This window comes from Thermosynechococcus sp. B3 (assembly GCF_030323045.1).
In the GTDB taxonomy this organism is placed as follows: Bacteria; Cyanobacteriota; Cyanobacteriia; order Thermosynechococcales; family Thermosynechococcaceae; genus Thermosynechococcus.
In genome coordinates, this window is the sequence record NZ_CP097584.1 from 535,932 (window position 1) to 561,884 (window position 25,953).

General features: G+C 52.2%; 24 protein-coding genes, 1 pseudogene and 1 CRISPR repeat array. Of the genes and pseudogenes, 15 read left to right on the top strand and 10 right to left on the bottom strand.

Going from position 1 to position 25,953, the window contains the following annotated elements; genetic code table 11:
• The first annotated feature begins 2 nt into the window (after positions 1-2).
• The 5 genes from murD (at position 3) to M0646_RS02745 (ending at position 4,477) form a co-directional block, all read left to right on the top strand.
• A complete protein-coding gene (gene murD, locus M0646_RS02725) occupies positions 3-1,367 on the top strand; it encodes a UDP-N-acetylmuramoyl-L-alanine--D-glutamate ligase (protein ID WP_286626484.1) in 1,365 nt (454 codons plus the stop codon).
• Positions 1,364-2,536 carry an AI-2E family transporter gene (locus M0646_RS02730; RefSeq protein WP_286626485.1) on the top strand — a complete coding sequence of 391 codons (1,173 nt, stop codon included), beginning with the start codon at positions 1,364-1,366 and terminating at the stop codon, positions 2,534-2,536. The genes murD and M0646_RS02730 overlap by 4 nt, the downstream gene beginning before the upstream one ends.
• A 4-nt stretch (positions 2,537-2,540) precedes the next feature.
• Positions 2,541-3,218: a hypothetical protein gene (locus M0646_RS02735; RefSeq protein ID WP_286626487.1), complete on the top strand. Its 678-nt coding sequence runs from the start codon at positions 2,541-2,543 to the stop codon at positions 3,216-3,218.
• Positions 3,219-3,220: 2 nt separating this feature from the next.
• Complete coding sequence (locus tag M0646_RS02740) at positions 3,221-4,021, top strand: DUF1838 domain-containing protein (protein ID WP_286626488.1); 801 nt, start codon at positions 3,221-3,223, stop codon at positions 4,019-4,021.
• Between the two features lie 303 nt (positions 4,022-4,324).
• Entirely contained in the window at positions 4,325-4,477 is a 153-nt protein-coding gene (locus M0646_RS02745; protein WP_190278178.1) for a hypothetical protein, read from the top strand.
• 5 nt (positions 4,478-4,482) lie between these two features.
• On the opposite strand, the gene M0646_RS02750 is transcribed toward M0646_RS02745, so the two are convergent.
• Positions 4,483-5,505 (bottom strand): aspartate-semialdehyde dehydrogenase, encoded by a 1,023-nt coding sequence (locus M0646_RS02750; protein ID WP_286626489.1) that lies wholly within the window; start codon positions 5,503-5,505, stop codon positions 4,483-4,485.
• 182 nt (positions 5,506-5,687) lie between these two features.
• Here M0646_RS02750 and M0646_RS02755 point away from each other — a divergent pair, with 182 nt between their 5' ends.
• On the top strand, positions 5,688-10,631 hold the full coding sequence (locus tag M0646_RS02755; RefSeq protein ID WP_286626490.1) for a CHAT domain-containing protein: 4,944 nt from the start codon (positions 5,688-5,690) through the stop codon (positions 10,629-10,631).
• A gap of 34 nt (positions 10,632-10,665) precedes the next feature.
• Here M0646_RS02755 and ribH read toward each other — a convergent pair whose 3' ends face one another.
• Positions 10,666-11,202 carry a 6,7-dimethyl-8-ribityllumazine synthase gene (gene ribH, locus M0646_RS02760; protein ID WP_286626492.1) on the bottom strand — a complete coding sequence of 179 codons (537 nt, stop codon included), beginning with the start codon at positions 11,200-11,202 and terminating at the stop codon, positions 10,666-10,668.
• A gap of 47 nt (positions 11,203-11,249) precedes the next feature.
• Positions 11,250-11,702, bottom strand: a complete 453-nt coding sequence (locus tag M0646_RS02765; protein ID WP_149817947.1) for a hypothetical protein — start codon at positions 11,700-11,702, stop codon at positions 11,250-11,252.
• Between the two features lie 134 nt (positions 11,703-11,836).
• Here M0646_RS02765 and M0646_RS02770 point away from each other — a divergent pair, with 134 nt between their 5' ends.
• From M0646_RS02770 to M0646_RS02795, 6 genes are read left to right on the top strand one after another with little or no spacing between them, the layout of a single operon-like run.
• Positions 11,837-12,670, top strand: coding sequence for a thiazole synthase (locus M0646_RS02770; protein WP_149817949.1), 834 nt, complete (start codon positions 11,837-11,839; stop codon positions 12,668-12,670).
• Positions 12,667-13,821, top strand: coding sequence for a glycosyltransferase (locus M0646_RS02775; protein WP_286649839.1), 1,155 nt, complete (start codon positions 12,667-12,669; stop codon positions 13,819-13,821). Before M0646_RS02770 ends, M0646_RS02775 begins: the two co-directional genes overlap by 4 nt.
• A 52-nt stretch (positions 13,822-13,873) precedes the next feature.
• Positions 13,874-14,044: a photosystem II assembly protein Psb34 gene (gene psb34 / locus M0646_RS02780; protein ID WP_149817953.1), complete on the top strand. Its 171-nt coding sequence runs from the start codon at positions 13,874-13,876 to the stop codon at positions 14,042-14,044.
• Between the two features lie 40 nt (positions 14,045-14,084).
• Positions 14,085-14,663: a tRNA (adenosine(37)-N6)-threonylcarbamoyltransferase complex dimerization subunit type 1 TsaB gene (gene tsaB, locus M0646_RS02785; protein WP_286626493.1), complete on the top strand. Its 579-nt coding sequence runs from the start codon at positions 14,085-14,087 to the stop codon at positions 14,661-14,663.
• Positions 14,653-16,107: a CIA30 family protein gene (locus M0646_RS02790; RefSeq protein ID WP_149817958.1), complete on the top strand. Its 1,455-nt coding sequence runs from the start codon at positions 14,653-14,655 to the stop codon at positions 16,105-16,107. Before tsaB ends, M0646_RS02790 begins: the two co-directional genes overlap by 11 nt.
• A 13-nt stretch (positions 16,108-16,120) precedes the next feature.
• Positions 16,121-17,377 (top strand): exonuclease SbcCD subunit D, encoded by a 1,257-nt coding sequence (locus M0646_RS02795; protein ID WP_399374961.1) that lies wholly within the window; start codon positions 16,121-16,123, stop codon positions 17,375-17,377.
• Here the strand turns inward: M0646_RS02795 and M0646_RS02800 are convergent.
• The 5 genes and pseudogenes from M0646_RS02800 to M0646_RS02820 all read right to left on the bottom strand — a co-directional run bounded on the left by M0646_RS02800 (position 17,374) and on the right by M0646_RS02820 (position 21,141).
• A complete protein-coding gene (locus M0646_RS02800; protein ID WP_286626494.1) occupies positions 17,374-18,117 on the bottom strand; it encodes a DUF928 domain-containing protein in 744 nt (247 codons plus the stop codon). The genes M0646_RS02795 and M0646_RS02800 overlap by 4 nt on opposite strands.
• 69 nt (positions 18,118-18,186) lie before the next feature.
• A complete protein-coding gene (locus tag M0646_RS02805; protein WP_190278180.1) occupies positions 18,187-19,095 on the bottom strand; it encodes a serine protease in 909 nt (302 codons plus the stop codon).
• A 112-nt stretch (positions 19,096-19,207) separates the two neighbouring features.
• A pseudogene (locus tag M0646_RS02810) lies at positions 19,208-19,709 on the bottom strand (GTP-binding protein).
• Between the two features lie 4 nt (positions 19,710-19,713).
• Positions 19,714-20,637, bottom strand: a complete 924-nt coding sequence (gene era / locus M0646_RS02815) for a GTPase Era (protein ID WP_149817962.1) — start codon at positions 20,635-20,637, stop codon at positions 19,714-19,716.
• A 9-nt stretch (positions 20,638-20,646) separates the two neighbouring features.
• Entirely contained in the window at positions 20,647-21,141 is a 495-nt protein-coding gene (locus M0646_RS02820) for a biopolymer transporter ExbD (protein ID WP_149817964.1), read from the bottom strand.
• A 76-nt stretch (positions 21,142-21,217) separates the two neighbouring features.
• Between M0646_RS02820 and gmk the strand changes: the two genes are divergently transcribed.
• The gene (gene gmk / locus M0646_RS02825) at positions 21,218-21,793 is read left to right on the top strand and encodes a guanylate kinase (RefSeq protein ID WP_149817966.1); all 576 of its coding nucleotides are present in this window, start codon (positions 21,218-21,220) and stop codon (positions 21,791-21,793) included.
• On the opposite strand, the gene M0646_RS02830 is transcribed toward gmk, so the two are convergent.
• Entirely contained in the window at positions 21,790-22,512 is a 723-nt protein-coding gene (locus M0646_RS02830) for an ABC transporter ATP-binding protein (protein ID WP_149817968.1), read from the bottom strand. The two genes, gmk and M0646_RS02830, sit on opposite strands and share 4 nt — an antisense overlap.
• 372 nt (positions 22,513-22,884) lie before the next feature.
• Positions 22,885-23,630: a CRISPR direct-repeat array (repeat unit 36 nt; unit sequence GTGCTGGGATTCTTTCCCAGCCGAACTAATGGAAAC).
• Between the two features lie 51 nt (positions 23,631-23,681).
• On the opposite strand from M0646_RS02830, the gene M0646_RS02835 reads away from it, so the two are divergent.
• Positions 23,682-23,921, top strand: a complete 240-nt coding sequence (locus M0646_RS02835) for a hypothetical protein (protein WP_286626499.1) — start codon at positions 23,682-23,684, stop codon at positions 23,919-23,921.
• A 23-nt stretch (positions 23,922-23,944) separates the two neighbouring features.
• Here the strand turns inward: M0646_RS02835 and M0646_RS02840 are convergent, their stop codons facing one another.
• Complete coding sequence (locus M0646_RS02840; RefSeq protein ID WP_399373867.1) at positions 23,945-24,952, bottom strand: transposase; 1,008 nt, start codon at positions 24,950-24,952, stop codon at positions 23,945-23,947.
• On the opposite strand from M0646_RS02840, the gene M0646_RS02845 reads away from it, so the two are divergent.
• Positions 24,946-25,842, top strand: a complete 897-nt coding sequence (locus M0646_RS02845) for a hypothetical protein (RefSeq protein WP_286626501.1) — start codon at positions 24,946-24,948, stop codon at positions 25,840-25,842. The two genes, M0646_RS02840 and M0646_RS02845, sit on opposite strands and share 7 nt — an antisense overlap.
• Positions 25,843-25,953: the final 111 nt, after the last annotated feature.

Sequence of the window (25,953 nt, forward strand, 5' to 3'; positions counted from 1 at the left end):
CTATGCCAACTGTTCATGTGATTGGTCTTGGTCGCTCTGGCATCGCCGCTGCCCGTTTACTGAAACGTCAAGGCTGGCAAGTGGAGGTGAGTGATAGTCGTCAAACCCCTGCCCTACAATCCCAGCAGCAACTCCTAGAAGCCGAAGGCATTGCTGTTCAACTCAACTACGACTTTGATTTACAAACCCTCGCCAGTGTGGGTCTGCGTGTCCCGGCGGAAATTGTCATTAGTCCCGGTGTCCCTTGGCAGTCTCCTGCTCTGATTGCCGCTCGCCAAGCAGGCATCCCCGTTCGGGGGGAAGTGGAAATTGCTTGGCAGACCCTCGCCCATCTGCCGTGGGTATGTATTACGGGCACCAATGGCAAAACAACGACCACCGCACTCACTGCCGCCATTTTTCAAGCAGCGGGGTACAATGCTCCCGCCTGTGGCAATATCGGCAATAGTATTTGCGAAGTGGCTTTGACCGCTAGCGCCCTTGATTGGGTGATTGCTGAGATCAGTAGCTATCAATTAGAGTCTAGCCCCCCCCTGCAACCCCAATTTGCCCTTTGGACAACCCTCACACCAGATCACTTGGAACGCCACGGCACCCTCGACGCTTATGTCGAAACCAAAGCTCACCTCATGAATGGTGCGAAACAGGTGATCCTCAATGGGGATGATCCCTACCTGCGTCAGCACATGGTGAATCGTTGGCCGCAAGCTTGGTGGATCAGTACCCAAGGGGCGGCAGCCCTACCCAAGGGGATTGAACAGGGCATCTATATTGCTGAGGATCAGGTGTGGTTTCAAGATCAACCCCTGCTGCCCACCCATGTCCTGCAAATGCCGGGTCAACACAATCAGCAAAACTTTCTTCTAGCCGTGGCAACGGCCCATTTAGCCGGTATTCCTGCCGAAACAATTGCCAAAGCGGTGGCAGGGTTTGCCGGTGTGCCCCATCGTTTGGAGCGCGTTCGTCAATGGCGACAGGTGGAGTGGATCAACGACAGTAAGGCCACCAATTATGACGCCGCCGAAATTGGGCTGCGTTCGGTGACCGGCCCTGTGATCCTGATTGCGGGTGGACAGGCCAAAAAGGGGGACGATCGCGCTTGGCTCAAGCTGATTCAGGAGAAAGCCGCTTGGGTGCTCTTAATTGGTGAAGCGGCACCGCAGTTTGCGCAGCGCTTAGAAGCCACGGGCTTTACAAATTATGAGATCATGGAGACACTGGATCGGGCGGTGGCGGCGGCTGCTGAACTGGTGACCCAGTACCCGATCAAAACCGTTCTCTTTTCCCCTGCCTGTGCCAGCTTTGACCAGTACCAGAATTTTGAAGAACGTGGTGATCACTTTCGTCAACTGTGCTTAGAGCTATGAGCCAATCTGCGGCCTCGGGTCACTGGTGGAATCGCCTCTCCATTGCCAGTCGGTTTCTGATTATTGGCTTGGCAGGGCCTATCCTGACGCTGAATTTCTGGGCCTTTGCGACCATTCTCAAGTTTTTTGGGCCGCTGGTGGCGGTTCTGGTGCTGGCTTCTCTATTTGCCTTTTTGCTGAACTATCCGGTGCGCTGGATGGAGGAGCAGGGAAATCCGCGAGGCCCCTCAGCAATTTTGGTCTTTCTTTTGGCACTGGTACTGATTGCCATCATTGCCTTGGTCGTGGTGCCCAATGTCTTTAATCAGGCACAACAGCTCATTGCCCGCTTGCCCGAATGGTTTAACTCCAGCCAACGGCGACTCTTGGAATTTGGCCAGTGGGTGGACTCCCTGAACCTGCCGGTGACGGTGGATGTGGATGCCCTTGCCAACCAACTCTTGGAAAAACTCAAGGATCAACTGCAAAGTTTAGCTCGCGAGGCGCTGAATTTAATTTTGGGCACCCTCAGCAGTGCGGTGGATGTGCTCATTAATCTGATTTTGACCGTTGTTCTCACGTTCTATTTGCTGCAGCATGGTGACGAATTGTGGGATGGCCTCCTCAGTTGGTTGCCTGATACGCTGCGCCCCACGGTTTCAGAAACGATACGCCGCAGTTTTGAAAGCTATTTTATTGGTCAGTTGGTGCTGGGACTGTGCATGGGCATCGGGTTGACCACGATTTTCATTTTCCTCAAGGTGCCCTATGGACTGCTCTTTGGTGTCATTATTGGCGTGATGGCCTTGGTGCCCTTTGGCGGTACGGTGGGGATTATTTCAATTAGTTTGCTCGTCGCCCTTCAGGATGTGTGGTTGTCCCTCAAGGTAGCGGGATTTGCGTTTCTCTATCAGCAGTTTTTGGAGAATGTGGTTGCCCCTCGGATCATCGGTAGCTTTACGGGCTTAAATCCAGTCTGGGTTTTCTTGGCGATCCTGACTGGGGCTAGGGCTTCGGGGTTAGTCGGGGTTCTCATTGCGGTTCCGATCGCGGTAGTGATTAAAACGTTCTTGGTGAGTGTGCGATCGCGCCTCAATGCCGAGGACGTGGATGCCACCGTTGCACTCCCTAGTAATCCGCCCCCCTTATCACCTGTTTCTTCGTCAATGAAGCCATCCTCAGTGGAGTAGAACAATGCTGCGTGCCCTTCAACCCGGAATTCTCACCTCCCTTGTTTTGATCAGTACCACAGCCGCCATTACAATAATCACGGCTTTTATTGGCTACCACCTAGGGCGAGAGTCATTGCGCGGTGTGTCCCAGCCCGTGGTGAATCCCATCCTTGGCAGTGCCGTGAATGCCAATGATCAATCCCAAGGGGAGCGATCGCCCATTCTTGACGAGGCACAGATTATTGCCCAAACCAAAGCCCGCATTGCCGAAATGACTGAAGGTGCCAGCGATCGCGAGATTGTGCCTGCCCCCACCACTGCCAATGACCCCCCAGCAGCGGAACCGGCGACGAGTCGGACACTGCCCATCGTTGCTGAGGATAAGGGGGTGCGCCTAGAAATTAGCCGTGTGGATACCATTGGCCAAGATTTAGCCCTGCACGTCAGCTTGAAAAACGACAGTAGCCAAGGGGTGCAGTTTATCTACACCTTTCTTGAAATCAAAAATGATAAAGGTACCCTTTTGAGTGCCCTCACCGAAGGCCTACCCACGGAATTACCCCCCGGTAGTGATCTGGTCAAAGGCACAATTTTGATTCCCAAAAGCCTCCTTGACAATGCAAAAACCTTGACCCTGCGCCTTGCCAGCTATCCGAATCAGGATGTGCAATTGCAGGCTGTTAATATTCCTGTGGAGTAGCCATGCCCGCCGCTGAATTTGTTCAAAAATGGTTGAGTGCTCGCGATTGGGTGCGGGTACGGGCAGATTTGACGGGCAAGACCACGTTTATCGCGTGGCAGGGAGCGGTGTATAGTTTTGTTCCCCAAGAGCGTCGCCGTCACCTCTTCAACATTGTTGGCATGAGTGCCGCTCGCTGTTTGCCCCATCCCGAGGGCGGGTGGTATTTTCTCTCCCGTGAATTGACGTTTTATCTGGATCCAGAAAAGCAATCCCTGTGCGATCGCTGGCGCAATCCTTGGACAGAGGACGTGGTTCCCGTGATTCCCGTTGCTAATGATCCCGTGCAGGGGCTATTTCGCCGTGAGGTGCCTGCCCAAGTCAGTGAGCGAACCATTACGTTTCAGTTTGATCTATTTCCCTACTATGACAATCCCCTTGCGGGTGAGGAACGGTTTCAGGCCTACAGCCCCCAGCCGATCTACCAAGCGGCAGAACTCTTTAAGCTAACGGTGGCCACCGCCGATTTACAACAAGATACGGAGACGATTGCCGCTGTCCATTTGTGTTGGAGTCGGATTGGGCCTTGGTTGCCTTGGATGAAGATGGGCGATCGCCCCGGTTATCTCATCTACAGTGCGACTGGCTGCAAAGCCCTGACCGTCGAAGACTTGCCCTCCCTCCTACAAGACCAATTAGAGCGACTGCCCCAATACCGTGAAGCCCCCACTGAATACCGCGAGGGTGCTGATATGACCTCTTGGCTGTATTTTCAGGAGCACTTTGAAGCCTATTTAGAGGGTGCACTGTTTCCAGTGACTTGATGAATACCAACCTATCCCTATTCCCGTGGGGGCAGGCTAAAAAGCGGCAACTCGGTAAACTGTGGTTCTACAGGACGGGGTGAACGGGGGGTTGTTGGCGGAGCATGCGTTGACTGGGAATTTCGACGCGAAAGTGATCTCCCTCCAGAGAAATGGGAGCGCCAAAATTGCTCGCTGGCTTACTCATTGGGGATGCTACTGATACACGTCGTCGTGGGAGAGATTCAACCCTAGCTCTTTGGTAGCCTGCCCGACACCCTTGAGGACGAATGGATTGACAACATCGAGGAACTCGAAGACCTGATGGACAAGTACCTCCACCTACGCCAAGAAGCCCGCAATGCTTTTGAATTGCGCTATGAACGCCATGTCAGCGACGATCCCGATCAGTGGCGCAACTGTGCGCGGGTATTGGCACAGCAGGACATTCTCAATGTACTCAGTCAACCGTGGTAAGCTCTTTAGAGGAGTCCTTGGGCAATCAGAGATTCAGCAATTTGCACCGCATTCAAGGCTGCCCCCTTGCGAATTTGATCGCCACACAGCCACAGTTCAAGGGCATTGGGTTGAGAAATATCTTGGCGCAGCCGCCCCACTAGCACTGGGTCTTTACCTGTGGCTTCTAAGGGCATGGGGAAATAATTGCGCTGCCAATCTTCAACAAACTGGACGCCTGCGGCCTGTTGCAGGCGATCGCGCGCCTCTTGCAGCGGAAAAGGCTCAAAGAACTCAACATTCAACGCTTCCGAATGGGCACGCAGCACAGGGACGCGCACACAGGTCGCCGTTAGCCGCAACTCTGGGGCATGGAAAATTTTGCGGGTCTCATTGACCATCTTCATCTCCTCTTGGCAGTAACCCTGCTCATTGAGGGGAGAATTGTGGGGAAAGAGGTTAAAGGCCAAAGGATAGGGAAAGGCCTCTGTACGCGGTGGTTGCCCCTTGAGAATATCGAGGGCTTGATCCTTGAGTTCTTGCATGGCCTTTGCCCCCGCCCCACTGGCAGACTGGTAGGTAGCCGCCACAATTCGCCGAATCGGTCGCACCTGATGCAAGGGCCATAGCGCAACCGTCATCAAAATCGTCGTGCAGTTGGGATTGGCAATGATGCCTTGGTGGGTTTTTAGATCTTCAGGGTTGACTTCGGGCACCACTAAGGGGACGTTGGGATCCATGCGATAGGCACTGGAATTATCAATGGCAATGGCTCCTTCCTGAACCGCAATTGGTAGCCACTGCCGTGACACACTTGCCCCCGCCGAAGCCAAAATCAAATCCAGTCCTTTGAGGGTCTCCTCACTCACCGCCTGCACAGGCAGCACTGTCTCCGCAAAAGAGAGGGTTTGACCGGCTGAACGGGGCGAAGCCAACAGCCGCAACTCTGCCACTGGAAACGAGCGTTCCGCCAAAATGGCCAAAATTTCCGTGCCAACCGCACCTGTCGCTCCTAAAATGCCAACCCGTAATCCCTGTGCCAAGACCATTACTCCTAGGAAGATAAGCTCATTTTACGATCGTTGCGGATTGAGAAATCGCAAAGCGTAGCATTTTGGAAATTTTACTGCCATATCTATAATGGCTATAGCCAATTTCCACCACAGCCTCTGCACTCCCCCACAAGAGTCGCCAGCGGCAGGACTCGATAAATCATCTGGAGGCTGGGATCGTGAAAACTCTCCAACAGTACCTATTTTCCATCACCTTAGTCTTTTGGGGACTGCTGAGTAGCGCTGCTTACAGCCAAATTACCCCAGCCACCAATGGCACTGGTACCACCGTCATCCAAAATGGTCAACAGATTGATATTAGCGGTGGCCGCCTATCGGGGAATGGTCAAAATCTCCTTCACCTCTTCCGTGACTTCAATATTAGTAACGGCCAAATCGCCAACTTTCTCTCTAATCCGCAAATTCGCAACATTCTTGCGGGGGTCAATGGTGGCAACGCCAGTTACATCAATGGCTTGATTCAAATTACGGGTGGCAACAGCAACCTTTATCTGCTCAACCCCGCAGGAATTGTCTTTGGCCCCAATGCCCGTTTGAATCTCCCCGCTGCCTTCCATGCTTCTACCGCTCAACGGGTGCTGTTTGAGGGAGGGATCTTTGATGTCAATGGCCAGAATCTCTATCAATCCCTCAATGGTCAGCCCACAGGTTTTGAATTTCTGAGTAAAGGCCTCATCATCAATGAAGGTGAGCTGAGGGTGGGTAGTGGTCAAACCCTCAGCCTAATGGCCCACCAAGTGATCAATACGGGTACACTCGCAGCCCCTGCAGGAAATATCCACATTGCGGCTGTACCTGAAACAGGAATGGTGCGCGTCTCCCAAGAGGGAATGCTGCTCAGCCTTGAGATTCCTCAAGAGCGACTACCGACTGGGGGAGCGATCGCCGCTGTGGACTTACCCAGCTTACTCACTGGCAATGGTTCACAACCTGTCAACAGCGTCATTCAAAACCCCGACGGCACAATTCGCCTTGTCCATGACCCCAGCAAAATTCCCACCACAACGAACACCGCCGTCATCAGTGGCAGCCTTTCCGTCGCCAACCCCATCGGTATGGGTGGCCAAATCACGATCACCGGTCAAAATATCGCCCTCATCAATGCCAACTTAACCGCCTCTGGTCAACTCGGGGGTGGCACGATTCTCTTGGGGGGCGATTACCTAGGGGGCACCACTGGCAGTAACCGCTTGCATAGCAGTTTCAATGCCCAGAATCTCTTTATCAACAGCGGCAGTGTGATTGCAGCGGATGCCTTCAATCAAGGCAATGGTGGCACTGTCATTGCATGGGCAGACAACAGCACCCAATTTGCCGGCACGATCAGCGCACGCGGCGGGCAACTTAGCGGTAATGGCGGCTTTGTGGAAACCTCTGGGCGAGAATTACTTAGCGTTCGGGGAACAGTAGATGTCAGTGCAGTGAATGGTCAGCCCGGTACATGGCTCCTTGATCCACGAAATGTCACCATTTCTAACTCCCCTACGAGTGGCGGGAGTTTCTCTGGGAGCAATCCTGATGTCTTTACCCCCACCACTGATGATGCTTTTGTTGTGAATACTGCCATTGAAGCTGCTCTGAATCTCGGCACTAGTGTCATCATCACAACTGGTGATACTGGAACCCAAGTAGGGGATATTTCTGTACTTGCCTCGATTACCAAAATAGGCGGCGGCGATGCCTCCCTAACCTTGCAAGCTGCAAATAACATTCTTGTTGCCGATGACATTCGCTCAGAAGCAGGCCGACTGAATATCATTCTCCATGCCGATGCCGATAACAGTGGTGCAGGAGCAATTAGATTAGACTCAGTTACACTCATTACCAATGGTGGCAATATTATTTTGGGGGGTGGCTCTAATCCCTTCACCAGTCCAGCGATCGGTGTCAGCACTGCTGGGGTTAGTATCGAAAACTCTACCCTCAATGCAGATGGCGGCCATATTAGGATTCATGGCAGTGGTGCAACAACTAATGGCCAACAAGGGGTACTGATCGGTGGGAGTTCAATCCTCACCTCAGGGTCTGGAGAGATCACCATTCTAGGGACAGGTGGTTCTAGTGTTTATAGCCCTGTGGATGGTATCTCGATTCAAAACTCCTTCATCAGCGCTGCGGCTGGCAATCTGACCTTAACGGGTACTGGGGGCAACGTCTCCGAAGGACTTTCCAACATTGGCATCCATCTTGAAGAGTCAGGAATTCGAACCACGACTGGGAATATTACCCTGACGGGTACTGGTGGTACGGGCTTTGCCTACAACCAAGAAGGTATTCTGAGTAGCTTCACAAGTATTACCAGTCAAAGTGGTGACATTATCCTGAGAGGTACAGGGGGTGAATTCGGTGCTGGTCTTGGCTTTAGGGCAGCAACTGACACAGAGTACTCTGCTGAGGTCAGAACGGCTGGAAATGGGAAGATTCTCATCGAAGGTCGCGGCACTGACGGCAATCCTGGTCTGGTCATGGAAGTCTCTGACGCCCCCCTGACATTAGCTGTTCAAGATGGCATGCTCACATTAGCAGCTCAGGGGGGGATTGAAGTCTTGGGTGATTTTCCCTCTCTGCTAGATATCCATAGTGCCGGGGCAGGCCGCCTTGTCTTTCAACCGATTGATGCGCATACTCCCGTCGGCATTGGCGATGGTGCAACGGGTAACTTAATCATTGATCAGTTTCTCCTCAACCAAATCACGGGTGGATTTTCTTTGGTGACCATTGGTCACCCTAATGGTACTGGTCTCATTGATGTTCGTCCCTTCAGCCTCAACTACAATCTTGCGCTGCAAACCCCCGGCGTAAGTTCCCTAGGTATTCAGTTCAATGGCTCTGGCACGACGAATCTCTATGGTCGCAATCTCACACTCAATAGCGGTGGCGGCGTTACTCAGGGCAGTCATGTCATTTCTGCGGGAACGCTGCAACTTCTTGGACAGGGGACTTTCACCCTCAACAATGTCAACAATGAGTTTCAGGCACTCTCAGGCAATGTCAGTGGAAATGTGAACTTGAGTCATCAAGGTGCCCTAGGTATCGTTAGTTTCAACAATGGTGTCAATGGCCTCACCACTGGCATCAATACCAACGGCAATACCCTAATCCTCAGCTTAAACAGTGGGAACCTAACGCAAAGTGCACCAATTCGAGCAGGCAACTTGGGTTTAACTTTACGAAATGGCAGTGCAATCCTAACCAACCCCAATAACCAAGTGGGGATACTAGCTGCTGAGTTGAACAGTGCGAGTGATTTGCAATTTGTCAATAACAGTACCCTTACCGTTGGCAATGTTAACCCAACAGGCATTACAGGGCGCAACATTTTCCTACAAACACTAACAGGCGATATTGTTCTCAATGCGCCAATTTCTGCCGTTGGGACTGGGGATGCGATTGTCCTTGCTGCGGAAAATAACTTTGTTAACAACTATGGCTCCGGTGTCTTCAGTACCCCCAACGGTCGCTGGCTAGTTTATTCGACTGACCCGAATTTCAATATCAACGGCGGCCTCACGGGTTCAGAGCAATTCAACACTACTTATCCTGAGCCTGCCCTATTTTCTGGTTCTGGTTTTCTCTATCGGGTTTCTCAAGCACCGCCAACTCCACCCACGGAGCCATCCACACCCCCAACTCCACCCACGGAGCCGTCCACACCGCCAACACCACCAGAACCCCAAACTCAAGAGAATCTGGGTCGGATTTTATTGGGAGAGGAGATACAAGGCACTCAACTGCCCCAGAATACCGCTCAAGTCATTTACTTCCCCGGAGTTGAGATCATTCGTCAGCAAATCAGTACGGCTTTTGATCAGGGAGACTACAACAGTGCGATCAAACTGCTTCAGCAGCTTTATTCCTTTGAGTTTAGTGAGTACTTTGGTGAATTTTTGAGCACTCCTAGTCAAGAGGGACTACAGTTCCTTGACATTGATCAAATCAAAGAATTATTGGGGCGTATGGCTGAAGAAACAGGTCAAAAACCTGCCCTGAGCTATGTCTTTTGGCGACCTGAACAGTTGGATATTCTCATCATCACACCCGAAGGGGAACCCATTTATCAACCCGTTCGAGTGCCCCAAGAAGTAGTGCGCCGCGTCATTTCTGCCTTTAATCGCGAGGTGCGAGATCCAACGAAAACCAATAGCGAATCCTATCTACCCTTTGCGCAGCAGCTTTACCAATGGATCATGGGCGGCGTTGATGCTGAATTGCAAGCACGAGGCATTAATACACTGGTTTTTGCCCTTGATCAGGGGTTGCGGAGTGTGCCGATCGCGGCTTTGCACACGGGGTCAAATCTTATTTCCTCAACGGTCAGTGATAGTCCAATCGGTCGTAATGGTCAGTTTCTAGTGGAACGCTATAATCTGGGTCTCATTCCCAGTATCAACTTGGTGGATACCCGCTACCAACCGTTGCAAAATGCTTCTGTACTGGCAATGGGTGCCTCGCAGTTCACAAAGCAAAGTCCTTTGCCAGCGGTTCCCATCGAGCTACAAACCATTACGCAACTGGTAGGACGAGGGCAAGTATTCCTCAATGAAGCTTTTACGGTCTCAAACTTGGAAACTCAGCGGCGGCGCAGTCTCTACCCTATCCTACACTTAGCGACCCATGGTGAATTTAATGCGGGTAAGCCACAAAATTCCTATATTCAGTTTTGGGATAGCCAGCTTTCAATGGCTCAAGTGCGGCAGTTGCGGTTATTCCAGCCACCCACAGAGCTAATGACGCTGAGTGCCTGTCGCACAGCGGTAGGAGATACCAATGCAGAACTTGGGTTTGCTGGACTGTCACTCCAAGCGGGCGTGAAAAGTTCGGTTGCTAGCCTTTGGTATGTCAGTGATGAAGGGACGCTGGCTTTGATGACGGCATTTTATGGACAGTTGAGAATTGCTGCCATTAAAGCAGAGGCCTTGCGACAGGCGCAGCTTGCCCTGATCCATCAGCAGGTTGTGATTGAGGAGAATCATCTGCGTAGTGCTGGGGTGCAAGGAGGGCTTTCAATTCCTTTGCCCCCAGAAGTTCAAACTGGGGGTGGGCGTCAACTTTCCCATCCGTACTTTTGGGCAGGATTTACGATGATTGGCAGCCCTTGGTAGCCTTAGGAAGAAATTTCTACTTCACCATTTGGGATTACCCATCAGCGAGAACAGGGGTACTGGGGCTGAGTTTGGCTGTGGGTGAATTGATGCTGCTGGGGAGGGTTTGCATCAGGTTTGCCATTTCGAGGGCATTGAGGGCATATTCCCAACCCTTATTGCTTTTAATGCCAGCGCGCTCAAGGGCCTGTTGCATCGTGTCGGTAGTGAGAATGCCGTAGATAATCGGCACACCCGTTTGCATAGAGGCCGTCGCAATCCCTTTGGTGACTTCAGCAGCCACATAGTCAAAGTGGGGGGTTTGGCCACGGATGACTGCCCCGAGACAAATAATGGCAGCATAGCGACGACTGGCCGCCAGTTGAGCCGCCACAAGGGGAATTTCAAAACTACCGGGCACCCAAGCATAGTCTACTTGAGAACCGTGGGGATTGGGATCAACGCCATGACGACGCAGGCAATCTTGGCAACCCTCTAGCAGCTTGGTTGTAATCAGGTCATTGAAGCGGGAAATCACAATGCCAAAGCGAGGCGTTCCCAGAACTTGATAGGTGCCTTCAAAAACAGCCATAGGTGGAGGTGCCAAATCTTACTCAAAAGAGTATAACCTGCAACGGCCTAGGAGGAGCGATCGCCCTGCTCCACGAGGACGTCTTGGGGCTGCCACTGCCGCACAATACTAGTTAACTTGGTAACAAATGGGTCAGACGCTAAATCAGGGTGAAATTCACTAATTTTTGTATTGCTAGGTGTCTCTGAAAGGCGAGAGGGAGTAGGTTCCGGCACACTAATGGGCAATGACTGGCAGATAATGGCTTCAAACTCACTGTTGAAGTGATAAATCGGTTGCTCACGCCGTTGCCATAGCTCTAAAATTTGCTCTACGGAAATGGCTTTATAGCGCCCTAGATAAAGAGCTTCAATGAGGGCGAGGCGAATCCAACGGGGAGGAAAATGGCGCAACCAACGATCTAGGATGACCTCAACTGAGGAGCCATCCAAATCAAAGCCATATTGACGTAGCAGGCGATCGGCAGCCTGAATGGCGGCATTGTTGCCAATATGTGCCATGCACCAACTGTTGCACTCCCAAAGTTATGGTGCCTCTATGATGCCACAAGTTTTCCAAGGTCGCAGCAGTGAAGAGCGTAACCCTGATATCGTAGAAAGGCAAACCCTAGTGCTTTTCACGTCACAAGTGCATCATGGTAACTGCGCCTCCTCCTGAGCTGCTAATTGAAGATGCCCCGCTAACAATCGCTGGGCGTCAGTTCCGCTCACGCCTGATGACCGGTACGGGCAAATATCGTTCTATTGCGGATCTCCAAGCCAGTGTTGCCGCGAGTGGCTGCGAAATTGTCACAGTAGCTGTACGTCGCGTTCAAACCAATGCCCCCGGTCACGAAGGACTTGTGGATGCTCTTGACTGGAGTAAAATCTGGCTGCTGCCCAACACCGCTGGCTGTCAAACTGCTGAGGAGGCGATTCGCGTTGCCCGTTTAGGCCGCGAAATGGCCAAGCTCTTGGGTCAAGAGGACAACAACTTTGTCAAGTTAGAGGTGATTCCCGACCCGAAATACTTGCTGCCCGATCCCTTCGGCACACTGGCAGCTGCAGAACAACTGGTCAAAGAAGGATTTGCGGTTCTTCCCTACATCAATGCAGATCCCCTGCTGGCCAAACGCCTTGAGGAAGTGGGCTGTGTTACTGTGATGCCTTTGGCCTCCCCCATTGGGTCGGGGCAAGGTCTGCGTAATGCCGCCAATATTCAAATCATTATTGATCAAGCTAGTGTTCCTGTTGTGGTTGATGCGGGCATTGGCACGCCCAGTGAGGCGGCCGCCGCGATGGAGTTAGGGGCAGATGCACTCTTGATTAATACCGCGATCGCCCAAGCGGGAAACGCCCCAGCAATGGCCAAAGCCATGGCACTGGCAACCACGGCGGGTCGTCTTGCCTACTTGGCGGGTCGAATTCCCGTCAAAGCCTATGCCAGTGCCAGTTCCCCCCTGACGGGAACAATTACGACAGCACCATGATGGTTGTCCTCCTTCTCCTGAGCCTGCTGAGTATCACGGGAAGCCTGTTCTACATTGTTGCCGCTGCCCTCACCTATCAATTTTTCACCACCCAGCGGACGACTCGCCTAGAGTCCTTACCGGCGGTCTCGATCTTGGTTCCTGTCTGCGGCTTAGAAGCAAGGGCTTGGCAAAACTGGTCTTCACTGTGCGAGCAAGATTACCCCCTCTATGAAGTCCTCTTTGGGGTTCAAGACCCCAGTGATCCAGCCATACCGCTGTTAAAGGCCATTTGCCAGACCTATCCCCACCGGGCTCGCTGGTATCTTTGTCAGCGGATTTGCGGGCTGAACCGTAAGGCCAGCAATGTCGCCCAATTGTTTACCCATGCGCGCTATGGGGTAATTGTTGAAACCGATAGTGATGTGCAAGTTAGACCCCATTACTTAGCCACTTTGGTGCAACCCTTGGCGGATCCCCAAGTGGGGGTCGTTACCTGTGGTTACATTGATCACCATCCCCGCCGCTTAGGAGCTGCGTTTCTGGCCATGGGGCGATGCCTTGACTTTATCCCCAGTGTGCTTGTTGCCCGCTGCCTTGATCGGGGACTGCGTTTTGCCATTGGGCCAACCGTGCTGCTGCGGCGGGAAGTCCTAGAAAAAATTGGTGGCTTTGAGATTGCGCTCAATCGCATTGGTGAGGACTACCAACTGGGGTATGCAGCGTGGCGTGCTGGGTATCGCGTGGAGTTATCGTCCTATATTCTTGACAATGACTGCGCTGATGAGTCCTTTTTGAAGGCGGTGCAACGGGAACTGCGCTGGTCTCGCAGTATTCGTGCCAATCGCGGCAATCAGTATTTTGGCATGGTGTTGATGTTTGGCACCGTCTATAGTGCCCTGCTGTGGGGACTGTTTCCAACCCCATGGACCCTCAGCGTCTTTCTGGGGGTTCAGGGCCTTCGCTGGTTGCAGGCGATCATGAGCATGGTCTTGATGGACACCCCTCGGCTGCTGTTGTGGCTCTGGCTATTGCCCCTGCGGGATGTGATGAGCTTCCTGATTTGGCTGGGGGGCTGTTTTGGCAATCGCATCTACTGGCGCGGTCGCTGGTTGCGGGTCTATCGCCACGGTCAATTGCAAGAAATTGTTAAGGATTCTCAAGAGTCGTAAAGTTTGCTTGTTAGAATAGCTGCACTGTAACGCTGAATTGAGGTTTGTTTCGATGCGCTATACCACCGATGAGGGCGGTCGTCTCAACAACTTTGCTATTGAGCCTAGGGTCTATCAAGCACAGCCTTGGACACCGCAGCAAAAAGTACGGGCAGCCCTGTTGGTTGTGGGCGGATTGCTTTTAGTGGCTGGCTTGGTGGCGATCGCCGTCGGAGTGAGCTAATCTGCTTTGTCTTGGTTTTGATACCAGCGATGCCACCCTAGTGGCAGGCCTCTATGACTTGGGGGCAGATCAACTGCTGGAGATGAAAACATGGCCCTTGGGTCGAGAACTGGCCAGCCAACTTCACCCTTGCCTTGGGGAACTGATGGGTCGCTACACTTGGGGTGAACTAGGGGCGATCGCTATTGGCTGTGGCCCGGGCAGCTTTACGGGAACGCGCTTGGGGGTCGTGACTGCCCGCATCCTAGCCCAGCAACTGGAAGTTCCCCTTTTGGGTCTGTCTAGCCTTGGCACAATGGCGTGGCACTATCGTGATGAACTCATAGAACAGGATGGGGTGGTGTCGCGTCGTGCCCAGCAGGGGCATCAGTACCTTGGCATTTACCGTTATCAGGGGGGAAGTCTTAATTCTCTTTGGGGCGATCGCCTGCTGGCCGACCACGAAGCAGCAACACTTTTAGCTACTTGGCCTCACCCCTACAAACCCCTGAGTCCCCCCAACCCCACTGACTATGGCCGCGCTCTGCTCACATGGGCAGCCCAACAGTGGCACGATACACTAAGGGCAGGGGAAAAACTCCCCCATTGGTCAAGCGTGGTGCCCCTCTATGGCAAATAACTGGGAACTTGGTCGCTTTCTCGATACACTGCGCTTTTTTCAAGCCCTCCCCTTTGTGGGAACACTGGAGCCCCTCCGCCCTGTGCTGTCACCCCTTTTACCGGATCTCTTTAAGCCGCCCGCCTATCGGGGCAGTGGTCTTGTTGTGGTGATGGGGGCAACGGGTCGAACCGGTCAAGCAGTGGTGAAAACCCTCTTGGCTCAAGGCTATGCGGTGCGGGCAGGGGTGCGCGATCGCGCCAAAGCTGAGAATGTACTTCCCTCAGACCCTTTTTTAGACATTGTCGTTGCCGACGTGACTCAACCCTTGCCTGCCGATCTCTTGCAGGGCAGTCGGGCGGTGATCAACTGTGTTGGGGCAAAGGTACAGCCCAATCCCAACGCGCCACCCCCCGGCCTTGAAATTGTCGGTGCGAGTCCAGAGGCGGTTGAATTTGAGGGCATGCGGCATTTGTTGGAACGTGCCCAACCCTATTTTCAAAGTCAACCCAACACCTATCCCCTCTTTGACTATCGCTATCCCACGCCCCCCCTGAAGGAAGTTTGGGGTGCCCTCGATGATGTGGTCATGGGCGGCGTCAGTGCCAGCCAGTTTTACCTCAAGGATCACAGCGCCCTCTTCACGGGGCTGGTTTCTACGGAAAATTCTGGGGGGTTTGTCTCGATTCGCACCCGCAACCTCACCCCAGCCCTCAATCTCCAAGGCTACACGGGCATTCAACTGCGGGTTCGCGGCGATGGCCAGCGCTATAAATTTTTCCTACGCAGTGACCCCGCTTGGGATGGCGTCGGCTATGCCATGTCCTTTGATACGGTGGCCGATCAGTGGATCACGGTTGAATTGCCCTTTAGCCACTTTATTCCGGTGTTTCGGGCCCGCACTGCCACCAATGCGCCGCCTCTAAATGTGGGGCAAATTTACTCGCTGCAACTGATGCTCAGCAAATTTGAGTATGACGGTGCCCTCAACCCCCACTTCCGCCCCGGCACCCTCAGCCTTGAGATTGAGTCGATTCAAGCCTATGGAGGGTTGCCCTTGCCCCGCATGATTCAGGTGAGTTCTGCGGGGGTGACCCGTCCGCAACAAGCGGATCTTGACCTGAAGGGGCAGCCCTTGGCAGTTCAATACAACGACCAACTGGGGGGCATCCTCACTTGGAAACTGGCGGCAGAAAATATGCTGCGCCAAAGTGGCCTACCCTATACGATTGTCCGCCCCTGTGGTCTGACGGATCAGCCCGGTGGCAAAGAGCTGCGCCTTGATCAGGGCGATCGCCTGACGGGCTCTCTGAGTCGCGAAGATTTAGCGGCGTTTCTGGTCAGCTTACTGAATTTGCCCGTGGCCTGCTATCGCACCGTAGAAGTGGTAGCCACAGATCAAGCCGCCGAGGCCTATCCCAATTGGGCAGCACGCCTTGCCCAAATCCCTAGCGATCGCCCCTAGGAGACAGTGGGAAATGGTGCGTTTCCTCCATGTTGCCGATGTCCACCTTGGCTTTAATAAGTACCGTCAAGAGAATCCCAATCGCACGTTTGATTTTTTCACCGCCTTTGACAGTGCCCTGCAAACCTACGCCATCGAGGCACAGGTGGATTTTGTCCTGATTGCCGGCGATCTCTTTGAGGAGCGGCTGATTACCCCCGGCATTCTCAATCAAGCGGAATACGTCCTCGACAAGGTGCGATCGGCGGGGATTCCCGTGCTGGCGATCGAGGGCAACCACGATAACTGCCCCTACGGTGTCAAGTCCAATTGGCTCCGCTACCTCTGTGAAAAAGACTATCTCTATCTACTGGAACCTGACGAAAGTGGCCAATTACAGCCGTGGGACGCCGAGGCAGCGCGGGGTGGCTATATGGATCTCCCCTGTGGCGTGCGCGTCATTGGTTCCCAGTGGTATGGTGCCAGTGCCCCCCGTGCCATTCAACAGCTTGCCAGTCAAATTCAGGCACTACCGCCCGCTGCTGGTGCGACGATTTTGCTCTTTCACCACGGCCTTGAGGGGCAAGTCTCCCGTTACCAAGGGGCATTGCGCTACAACGAACTCCTACCCCTGCGCCAAGCGGGTGTAGATTACCTTGCCCTAGGGCATATCCATCGCCATTACGCCGTTGAGGATTGGATCTTTAATCCCGGCTCCGTTGAGGCCAATTCGATTCAGGAAAATCAGCAGCAAAATCCGCGGGGGGTGCTGTTGGTCACCCTTGAGAAGGGGTCACCCCAAGCGGAACTCAAGCGCGACTATTGGCAGCGTCCCATCCATCGCTACACCCTTACCCTCACCCCCAGTGACACCGTGAGCCATGTGGAGAGCCAACTCCAGCAACTGGTGCAGCGGCATCGGGCAGACATGGCAGAGGCGATTGTCGAAGTCACCCTAAAAGGCGAAGTGGGGTTTGAGCGCGGCGATTTATCTGTGCGATCGCTCCAAGGGCAACTGCAAGAGGCAGCCAATGCTTTTATCTTTCGATTGGGGTTTGCCGCAACCCCTGTGGCCTATCAAACCTACCGTGATGCGACGGCTGAACCACCCCCCCGCGCCCAGATTGAAGAACAGGTATTTATGGATCTGCTGGCCAGTGTTGCTGAGTACCGCGATCGCGCCGAACCCTTGGCCAAGGTGCTGATGCACATCAAAGAAGATCTGCTACAACCCAATGCCAATATTCCTGACCTCTACCAGTGGCTGGCAGACCTCTCCCTAGAGAGTTAGGGCTGGGGTGGTAATGGGATGAGGGGTTGATTCGCCACATTGGCCAACTGGACAGCGGGAGACTGCAACAGGGCTTGCCATTTTTGCTGGAGCTGGGCATTCCGCGGCTGCGCTAGGCGTTGTTTGGCCAGTTGATTGAGGGTGTCGTACCAGTAGCCCGCCATGGCAAAGGCATCCGCCACATCCTTAGCTTGCACGATTCGCTGCTGTTGGCTTGGCGATAAGGGCATCGGTCGGAACCAACTGACGGTTTTGACGGCTGTGGTGCCATTGGTACAGGTGAGGGTGAGTTGCCACTGGTAATCCACCCCATTTTTGAGGGCAACATTCTCCACAGGCCAGCCAATAATACCCGCTTCCGTGGGGGCAGGACGCTCTTGGCGATAGACTTCTGTGCCTTGGGGATCCCGCAGCGTCAGGGTTAGGGTTGCGCCCTTGTTGGCGGGAATGAAGCTATAGAGGGTAGGGGTGGGGGTGCTGCTAAGGCCATTGTTATCCTTGGGCACAAGGGCAACCACAGTTTGTTTTGGCTCAGTCAGACAGCTTTCGATGCCACCGGTACTTTCCCGCAGTAGCATGGGACGGGCAATCCGCGTTGCAGCTCCCTCACGGTTACCGGGGCGGCCAATATTAGCGGGTGGACGATAACTTGCCCAAGAGGCATGGGCGATCGCCCCAATCATGACCACTGCCAAACTTAGGGGAATGGCAATGGGGCGGATCCCAAATTGAATAGCCATATCACTCAATCCTCGCAATTGAACAGGCAATGAACCGGGACTCAGTTCAACAGGTCATTGGAATTCTTTCTAAAAACTAAAGATGTTGCGAATGACGCTGACACCCGTATTGACGGTATTCAAAATTGAATTGATGTTCTCAATGCGATCGCGACTATCGGGTTGACTCGGTGCGGTCACAACCACAGGCGCAGTGCCACTGGCGATCGCCTGATTATCTACTTGCAGAGAGAGAAATACACCCGCCGCTGGCGCACCCGTCAGAAAGGTGTTAATCGGAATCGCGTAATTAAACCCCGGCTTAATCAAGCTGGCAATGCTCGCTGCCGCCTCTGGACTCAAGCCTTGGCGCTCAAGGGAGCGGGGGTCTTCTGTATCACCGAGACCATGAACCCCGACCACACGCCCTGCACTATCCAAAACAGGGCCACCACTCATACCGCGACGGGTAACATTGGTGTAGATCATTTTATAGCCATCAATGGGTTCAATCAAAAAGCCGGAGATACGGCCATCGGTAAACTGCCGCACTAACTGACCACTGCCCCCCGGCTGCGGCCACCCCGAGATAAAGACCTGCGACCCTTCCTTGGCAAAGTCAGAGTTTGTCAGCGTAGCCACCTGATAGTCTTTTTTCTCGCTTGTGAATTCCACAATAGCTAAATCTGTATTCGGCAAAAATTTAATCTTACTGAAATCAACGGCGTAGGCCTGCTGATCAATGGGAATCACGCGGTAATTATCCTTACGATTGACAACGTGCTTTGCCGTAAGCACATAGTAGGTCGAACCGGAGCGGGAAATAATGGCACCAGAACCGTGGGAATCTTTCCCCACAATCAAGACTGTGATGTTGCGGGCAATCTCGTTAATTTGCTCACCACTCAGGGGTTGGACTTGACCCACTGCGGGTAAAGCCATTGCCACTAACCCCGTTGCTCCGAGCATCGCACCCCTCACCCCTGCGTAGTTCATCATACTTCCTACCTGACGACACCGATAGGACGATTCTAAGGGGCAAATTGTTGCCGTGCCAGTGATGGTGATCAGTGATTTTTTGTGCGTTGGGTCAACTTCCGTACCATTCTGTTTAGGCTGCTAAATGGGATGCGAGAAAGGCAATCACCTGATCTAGCCCAAGGCCAGTTTTCAAGTTCGTCATCACATAGGGGCGATCGCCCCGCATTTTCAGGGTGTCCCGTTTCATTACCTCTAAATCAGCACCCCCATAGGGGGCACGATCAATTTTATTAATCACCAATAAATCCGACTTGGTAATCCCCGGCCCGCCTTTACGGGGAATTTTATCGCCAGCAGCCACATCAATCGCGTAAATCGTTAAATCCACCAGCTCTGGGCTAAAGGTCGCAGCCAAGCGGTGTGGGGACATCCCCCCGTTTCAACACTGAGAATTCGCTCGGGGGGAAGGGCTTGGGAGCGCACCAAAAACTGGGCATCCTCTTGGGTGTAAATATCATTAGTCACAACCGCTAGGCGATAGCGATCGCCCAAAGCTTTTCAAAGGGCACCACAAGGGCGGTTTTACCTGACCCCACAGGCCCTGCCACACCCACTCGCAATGCTGTCTCCATCGGCTTAATCCTTCTCAATGCGATAGCCCAACTCCGCCAAGCGCAACCGATCCTGTCGCCAGCGGGGGCGTACCTTGACAAACAGTTCTAAGTAAATCTTGCCCCCAATGAGGGTTTCAATTTCTTGGCGGGCAGCGGTGCCCATTTGTTTGAGCAACTGACCTCCTTGGCCAATAATAATCGCCTTTTGCGTTGGACGCTCCACATAAATCACGGCGTGGACACGGGTGAGCTTGCGATCCTGCTGCACCTGTTCAATGGTCACGGCCACCGAATGGGGGACTTCCTCGCGGGTGTGGTGCAAAATTTGCTCACGGATCAATTCCGCCATGATGAAGCGCTCTGGCTGATCGGTGACCATCTCTGGCGGATAGTAATAGGGGCCAAGGGGCAACTGCGCTGCGATCGCCGATTGCAGCAAACCCACTCCCTCTCCCGTGAGCGCCGAGCAGGGATAGGTTGGCCAAGGGCCAAGGGTTTGATAATCCTGTTGCCGCTGTGGACGCTCCCCTTCTGGCAGCAGGTCAATTTTATTGATGGCCACCAGCACAGGAGATTGGGTTGTGGTCAGGAGATCCGCCACATAGCGATCGCCTCCACCGGGAGGACTGGCAGCATCCACCACAAAGACAATCGCATCTACCCGATTGAGAACGCCCTTGGCATTATGCACCAGCACTTCTCCGAGCCGATGGTGGGGCTTATGGATACCCGGTGTATCCACAAAGATCAATTGCGCCGTTGCCGTGGTCAGGATGCCCCGCAAGCGATTGCGCGTGGTTTGCGCCACCGGTGAGGTAATGGCCACCTTCTGACCCAAGAGATGGTTAAAGAGGGTAGACTTGCCTACATTGGGACGACCCACTAAGGCGACAAAGCCAGAGCGAAAGCCCTCTGGGGCAACAGGAATACTGGAAATGGGTTCCACCGTGAGTCCCTATGGATTGGAGGGCGTGGGTTGATCGTTGGCTGGTGGCGAGGGGAGAGGGTTAGGACGGGTCTCCGTCCTCAGCACCGGTTGTTCTACCGGTTGAGTCGCCAAGGCCACACGATTGCCTCCTACTGAGCGCAGCAGATCCAAAACTTGAATAACTTCGTTGTAGCTCACCACCTGGGATGCCCGCAAAATCACCACCCCTTGCGGATTCGTTTTCAAGTAGGTGGCCAAGCGTTCATAGAGTTCACTGCGGTTGACGGGGTCTTTATCCACAAAGAGTTGCCCCGCCGGATCAATGCTCACCACCAACATCTTTTGCGACTGCGCTTGACTGGTGCTGGCTTGGGGCAGATTCAAGGTAATCGCCTGCTGCCGCGTCAGACTCACCGCCGCCAAAATAAAGAACGTGAGGATACAAAAGACCACATCAATCAGCGGCAGCATCTCAATGCGAGCATTTTCACTTTCACTGGGCAAATGAATCTTCACGGCCATTCCTCAACCACGCTGCCTCAATGATAAAACTCTGAGCAAACACAGTAGGATCAAAAAGTTTCCCACCCGTGCAGTTATGACCAGTGCAACGCCCCAGCCCGGACAACTCATTGTGATTACTGGCCCTAGTGGGGTCGGCAAAGGGACGCTCCTACGGCAACTGCGACAGCGACATCCCGAACTGGCACTTTCGGTTTCAGCAACGACCCGTCCGCCACGCCCCACGGAGGTTGAAGGGGTGGATTACTATTTTGTCTCTGTAGAAGAATTCAAGGGAATGATTGCTGCTGGGCAACTCTTGGAATGGGCAGAGTTTGCCGGCCACTACTACGGTACCCCACGCGATCCGTTGCTGCAACTCATTGCCCAAGGAAAAACCGTCATCCTTGAAATTGAACTGCAAGGGGCACGCCAAGTTCGCCAGTCCTATCCTCAAGCGCGTCACATTTTTATTCTGCCGCCATCTTTAGCGGAACTTGAACACCGTCTGCGTAGCCGTGGCCAAGATAGTGAGGAGGCGATCGCCCGCCGTTTAGCTCAAGCGGAAACCGAAATTGCTGCGGCCCCAGAATTTGATGTTCAAATTGTCAATGATGATTTGGAAAAAAGCCTGATTGCTCTTGAAACAGCAATTTTTAGCCCTGTGCCCTAAGGCTCTGCCCGCACAATTCCGAGGTAGAGTTCCCCCACTTTAGGGTCATTGAGTAATTCGCTGCCCAATCCCTCATAGCGATCTTTGCCCATTTCCAAGACATACCCGCGATCGCTCATGGCAAGGGCTTTCCGTGCATTTTGCTCCACCAAAATAATGGCCGTCCCTTGGGCATTAATCTCCTTGATTTTGGCAAAGACATCATTGACGAGGGCTGGGGAGAGAGCAGCGGAGGGTTCATCCAAGACCATAATTTGGGGATCCAACATCATGGCGCGTCCCATGGCCAGCATTTGCCGTTCTCCCCCCGAAAGGGTACCGGCCCGTTGCTGTCGGCGCTCAGCCAAGCGGGGAAAGGTGTCATAGACTCGCTCTTTGAGGGCTTTGAGGTTGCCTGTCTTGGTAAAGGCACCCATCTCCAGATTTTCTTCAACCGTCAGGGTACGAAAGACATTGGCAATTTGCGGCACGTAGCCAATTCCCTTTTTGACGATTTGGTTGGGACGTAAGTAGGTAATATCTTCGCCGGCGAGGGTAATTGTGCCGAGGCGGGGCGTCAGCAACCCAGCGATGGTTTTTGCCAAGGTTGATTTTCCAGCCCCATTAGGGCCAATCACCGCTACCAGTTCTCCCGCTTCGAGGCGAAAGTTTACCCCCCGCAAAATATCCACATCGGGAATATAACCGGCATAGACATCAGACACTTGGAGCAAGCTCATGGTTCAAAAACACATCGCCAGAGGTTCAACATCCTCAGTATAGAGGTTTCGCCCTGTGTCCCTAATTTTGCTCCTGAAGGCAAGGGATTGCTGTGGTGAATTGAGAGCCTTGAGGGGTTGATCAAGCACCTCTGGACAAAAATATCCTCTCAGCTCGGCAATTTTCTCAAACCCAGTCTCCACAACGCTTTGAGCAATTTCTAACAGATTTAGAGGTGCTTGAATTTTCCCGAAATTCAGTTCCAGAGTGACTTTCACGCCCTGTGACCCTGCGGATCTAAAAATTTTACAAAAACAAAAAAATGATCCCGTCTAGGTGCTTGAAAATGACCTGTGCTATAGTAGTCGTAGAGCGCCTTCTAGGAAGGTGCCGTGCTGGGATTCTTTCCCAGCCGAACTAATGGAAACGTTTTCCGCAATTGGAAGTTTCGCCTGGGCTTTTAGGTGCTGGGATTCTTTCCCAGCCGAACTAATGGAAACTGGTCATCGTTGACATAGCAATACCTCCGATCAAGTGCTGGGATTCTTTCCCAGCCGAACTAATGGAAACTTCACCAAAGCAAAGTCGTCCCACTTATTGACCGCCGTGCTGGGATTCTTTCCCAGCCGAACTAATGGAAACAGCCAAAACACGCACTTCAATTTGAGAATAGTGTGCTGGGATTCTTTCCCAGCCGAACTAATGGAAACTTACTTTCAATATCTGGGATTGTGTACCCAGCCAAGGTGCTGGGATTCTTTCCCAGCCGAACTAATGGAAACAGACGTTGCCTGTCATTAATCACTACCCGCAAAGCGTGCTGGGATTCTTTCCCAGCCGAACTAATGGAAACTACCCTGGGTAGTCAAACATGATATCGATATCTTCTTGTGCTGGGATTCTTTCCCAGCCGAACTAATGGAAACGACAGAACCCCGCAGTTCGTTAAAAACCAGTAACTGGTGCTGGGATTCTTTCCCAGCCGAACTAATGGAAACCTGTTGAGCAATCAGTTTTTGCAAGAGACCCAAGTGCTGGGATTCTTTCCCAGCCGAACTAATGGAAACACTTCGATGGCCCGAAAGTTGTCGTTGATGTAGGTGTGCTGGGATTCTTTCCCAGCCGAACTAATGGAAACTTGGCTAGGAGAAAAGCCTAGCTATCTGTTATTTGGAGTTTGGAGTTTGTTATGGGCGTTTATTATGACCGGGTCAAAACCGCATCAATTCAAGCTGCTACTACTAGCAGCCGCTCTCGTACCGTTTACCACGTCGATTTAGAACCCTTGGCGTTGTGCGTATTTACGCAATCTAAGACTGCTCACTCCAAAGTTTCTAAGCTGCGTGAGCGCTTAATTGCCAAGCGGATTTTTATTCCACTTGGATGGCTTTCGACACAAGTGGAAGTGGTGTTTAGCCAGAAGTGTTGAATCCTGCAACAAAACTTAACATTTTAAGTGACCAGTAGCTCTGGCTGCCAATCAAAGCTCCAATGCACTATTGAGCAGCGACGACTGAGTTCCAGTTGCAAATATCGCAATTTGTCTAATAGCTTCTTCCCAAAGTATTCAGGTATCTCCACCAGCTCTAAAATTAAATAGGCAATTAAAACCATATAAATCTGATTTATCACCCCGTTCAAACTCTTCGTAATCAACTTGTCTAATGATAAATGCATCTTCAGAAATTTCCATAGGTTCTCAATCGCCCACCGATGCCGATATAACTCACTCACTTCCTCATCACTCAGCTCCTTTAGATTTGTCGCTATACGAAACTCCGTTTGATTCTCGTCAAAAAATTGAACCACGCGATATCTCTCATGATTGAGCTTCATTCTCATGTTATTCTTGATACGTACAACAAATGGGCACTTCCTCTCACTTAGTCGCTCTAAAAATTGCCAGCTCGCAAACCCTCTATCCATGATTACAACAGCATTCTCAGGGATCATTTCTAGAATCTCCTCTTGAAAGCTCAGGTCATGTCTCTCCCCAAAAGAAATCACCGCTTTACCCATGATGTTCTCTGTTAAATCAAATCCCGTAAGTAACTTCACTTGATGATATTTATAGAACCAAAAGAGTTTACTCGTCAGGGTAATGATGGTTGAATCGATAGGAAACAGCGTCATGCTTGAAGTACGATGTCTCTTTTGAGCTTGAGACATCAGTTGAGTGTAAATCCCCTCAAATAAGCTGGTTGTCCGAGTTTTGTTGGCTTTGGAAAACGTGGACATATCCACTGTAATCCCTGCATGATTCAAGCGATAAAATAAGGCTCTCATACTGGTTAACCCTTGGTCGAGAACGTAGGTCAACCAGATTTTGAAGAACAATTGAGAGTTCAGCACGGGGTAGTCACAGGGGCTGAGCCGATTGAGAATGGACTTGACAAGAGTTGCAAAAGATGCCATAGTAAATTGATTTTTTCTTCTTCTTTTAAGGGAAGAATATGACATTTCTTCCCTTTTTTCTAGCCTCTCAAACTATCTTTCAACACTTCTGGGTGTTTAGCATCTTGGAGCACGGGAAAATTCCTGAGAACTTTTCGCTTGAACGGACTATTTTATACGAAGGCGATCCAATGGATGACTCAGACCTTTCCGCGCTTGCCGAAACACTGCACAAATTTTATACCCGAACGCCACGTTCTTTACAGGATGGTATTTTTAGCATCCTAACTAATCCCAATCTCTTGGTAGAGTTTTCCGACAACTGGAAAGGCCTGTTTTACTTGCCGTTAGCCTTTCACGGTTTTGACCTAGCGCCTGCCTCTCAACCTGCACCTGCCCCTCAAGTGCATTATGACCGGGTCAAAACCGCATCAATTCAAGCTGCTACTACTAGCAGCGGCTCTCGTGCCGTTTACCACGTCGACTTAGAACCCTTGGCGTTGTGCGTATTTACGCAATCTAAGACTGCTCACTCCAAAGTTTCTAAGCTGCGTGAGCGCTTAATTGCCAAGCGGATTTTTATTCCACTTGGATGGCTTTCGACACAAGTGGAAGTGGTGTTTAGCATCTTGGAGCACGGGAAAATTCCTGAGAACTTTTCGCTTGAACGGACTATTTTATACAAAGGCGATCCAATGGATGACTTAGACCTTTCCACGCTTGCCGAAATACTGCACAAATTTTATACCCGAACGCCACGTTCTTTACAGGATGGTATTTTTAGCATCCTAACTAATCCCAATCTCTTGGTAGAGTTTTCCGACAACTGGAAAGGCCTGTTTTACTTGCCGTTAGTCTTTCACGGTGTTGACCTAGCGCCTGCCCCTCAACCTGCACCTGCCCCTCAAGTGCTGGGATTCTTTCCCAGCCGAATTAATGGAAACACTTCCTCCTAAAAGGGGGCTTCAGGGGGGGAGATCAGTGCCTGAACCTGAGGTGGCAAGCAAGGTCGCGGAACCAGTAACAAGCATCCCTGACCTTTAGGGCGGGCAGTGTGTCAAAATTGG

What these genes read in the sequence shown, in the direction of transcription:
- murD (WP_286626484.1), top strand. Translation starts at nt 3, where the DNA reads ATGCCAACTGTTCATGTGATTGGTCTTGGTCGCTCTGGCATCGCCGCT.
- M0646_RS02730 (WP_286626485.1), top strand. Translation starts at nt 1,364, where the DNA reads ATGAGCCAATCTGCGGCCTCGGGTCACTGGTGGAATCGCCTCTCCATT.
- M0646_RS02735 (WP_286626487.1), top strand. Translation starts at nt 2,541, where the DNA reads ATGCTGCGTGCCCTTCAACCCGGAATTCTCACCTCCCTTGTTTTGATC.
- M0646_RS02740 (WP_286626488.1), top strand. Translation starts at nt 3,221, where the DNA reads ATGCCCGCCGCTGAATTTGTTCAAAAATGGTTGAGTGCTCGCGATTGG.
- M0646_RS02745 (WP_190278178.1), top strand. Translation starts at nt 4,325, where the DNA reads ATGGACAAGTACCTCCACCTACGCCAAGAAGCCCGCAATGCTTTTGAA.
- M0646_RS02750 (WP_286626489.1), bottom strand. Translation starts at nt 5,505, where the DNA reads ATGGTCTTGGCACAGGGATTACGGGTTGGCATTTTAGGAGCGACAGGT.
- ribH (WP_286626492.1), bottom strand. Translation starts at nt 11,202, where the DNA reads ATGGCTGTTTTTGAAGGCACCTATCAAGTTCTGGGAACGCCTCGCTTT.
- M0646_RS02765 (WP_149817947.1), bottom strand. Translation starts at nt 11,702, where the DNA reads ATGGCACATATTGGCAACAATGCCGCCATTCAGGCTGCCGATCGCCTG.
- M0646_RS02770 (WP_149817949.1), top strand. Translation starts at nt 11,837, where the DNA reads ATGGTAACTGCGCCTCCTCCTGAGCTGCTAATTGAAGATGCCCCGCTA.
- M0646_RS02775 (WP_286649839.1), top strand. Translation starts at nt 12,667, where the DNA reads ATGATGGTTGTCCTCCTTCTCCTGAGCCTGCTGAGTATCACGGGAAGC.
- psb34 (WP_149817953.1), top strand. Translation starts at nt 13,874, where the DNA reads ATGCGCTATACCACCGATGAGGGCGGTCGTCTCAACAACTTTGCTATT.
- M0646_RS02790 (WP_149817958.1), top strand. Translation starts at nt 14,653, where the DNA reads ATGGCAAATAACTGGGAACTTGGTCGCTTTCTCGATACACTGCGCTTT.
- M0646_RS02795 (WP_399374961.1), top strand. Translation starts at nt 16,121, where the DNA reads ATGGTGCGTTTCCTCCATGTTGCCGATGTCCACCTTGGCTTTAATAAG.
- M0646_RS02800 (WP_286626494.1), bottom strand. Translation starts at nt 18,117, where the DNA reads ATGGCTATTCAATTTGGGATCCGCCCCATTGCCATTCCCCTAAGTTTG.
- M0646_RS02805 (WP_190278180.1), bottom strand. Translation starts at nt 19,095, where the DNA reads ATGATGAACTACGCAGGGGTGAGGGGTGCGATGCTCGGAGCAACGGGG.
- M0646_RS02820 (WP_149817964.1), bottom strand. Translation starts at nt 21,141, where the DNA reads ATGGCCGTGAAGATTCATTTGCCCAGTGAAAGTGAAAATGCTCGCATT.
- gmk (WP_149817966.1), top strand. Translation starts at nt 21,218, where the DNA reads ATGACCAGTGCAACGCCCCAGCCCGGACAACTCATTGTGATTACTGGC.
- M0646_RS02830 (WP_149817968.1), bottom strand. Translation starts at nt 22,512, where the DNA reads ATGAGCTTGCTCCAAGTGTCTGATGTCTATGCCGGTTATATTCCCGAT.
- M0646_RS02835 (WP_286626499.1), top strand. Translation starts at nt 23,682, where the DNA reads ATGGGCGTTTATTATGACCGGGTCAAAACCGCATCAATTCAAGCTGCT.
- M0646_RS02845 (WP_286626501.1), top strand. Translation starts at nt 24,946, where the DNA reads ATGACATTTCTTCCCTTTTTTCTAGCCTCTCAAACTATCTTTCAACAC.
- M0646_RS02840 (WP_399373867.1), bottom strand. Translation starts at nt 24,952, where the DNA reads ATGTCATATTCTTCCCTTAAAAGAAGAAGAAAAAATCAATTTACTATG.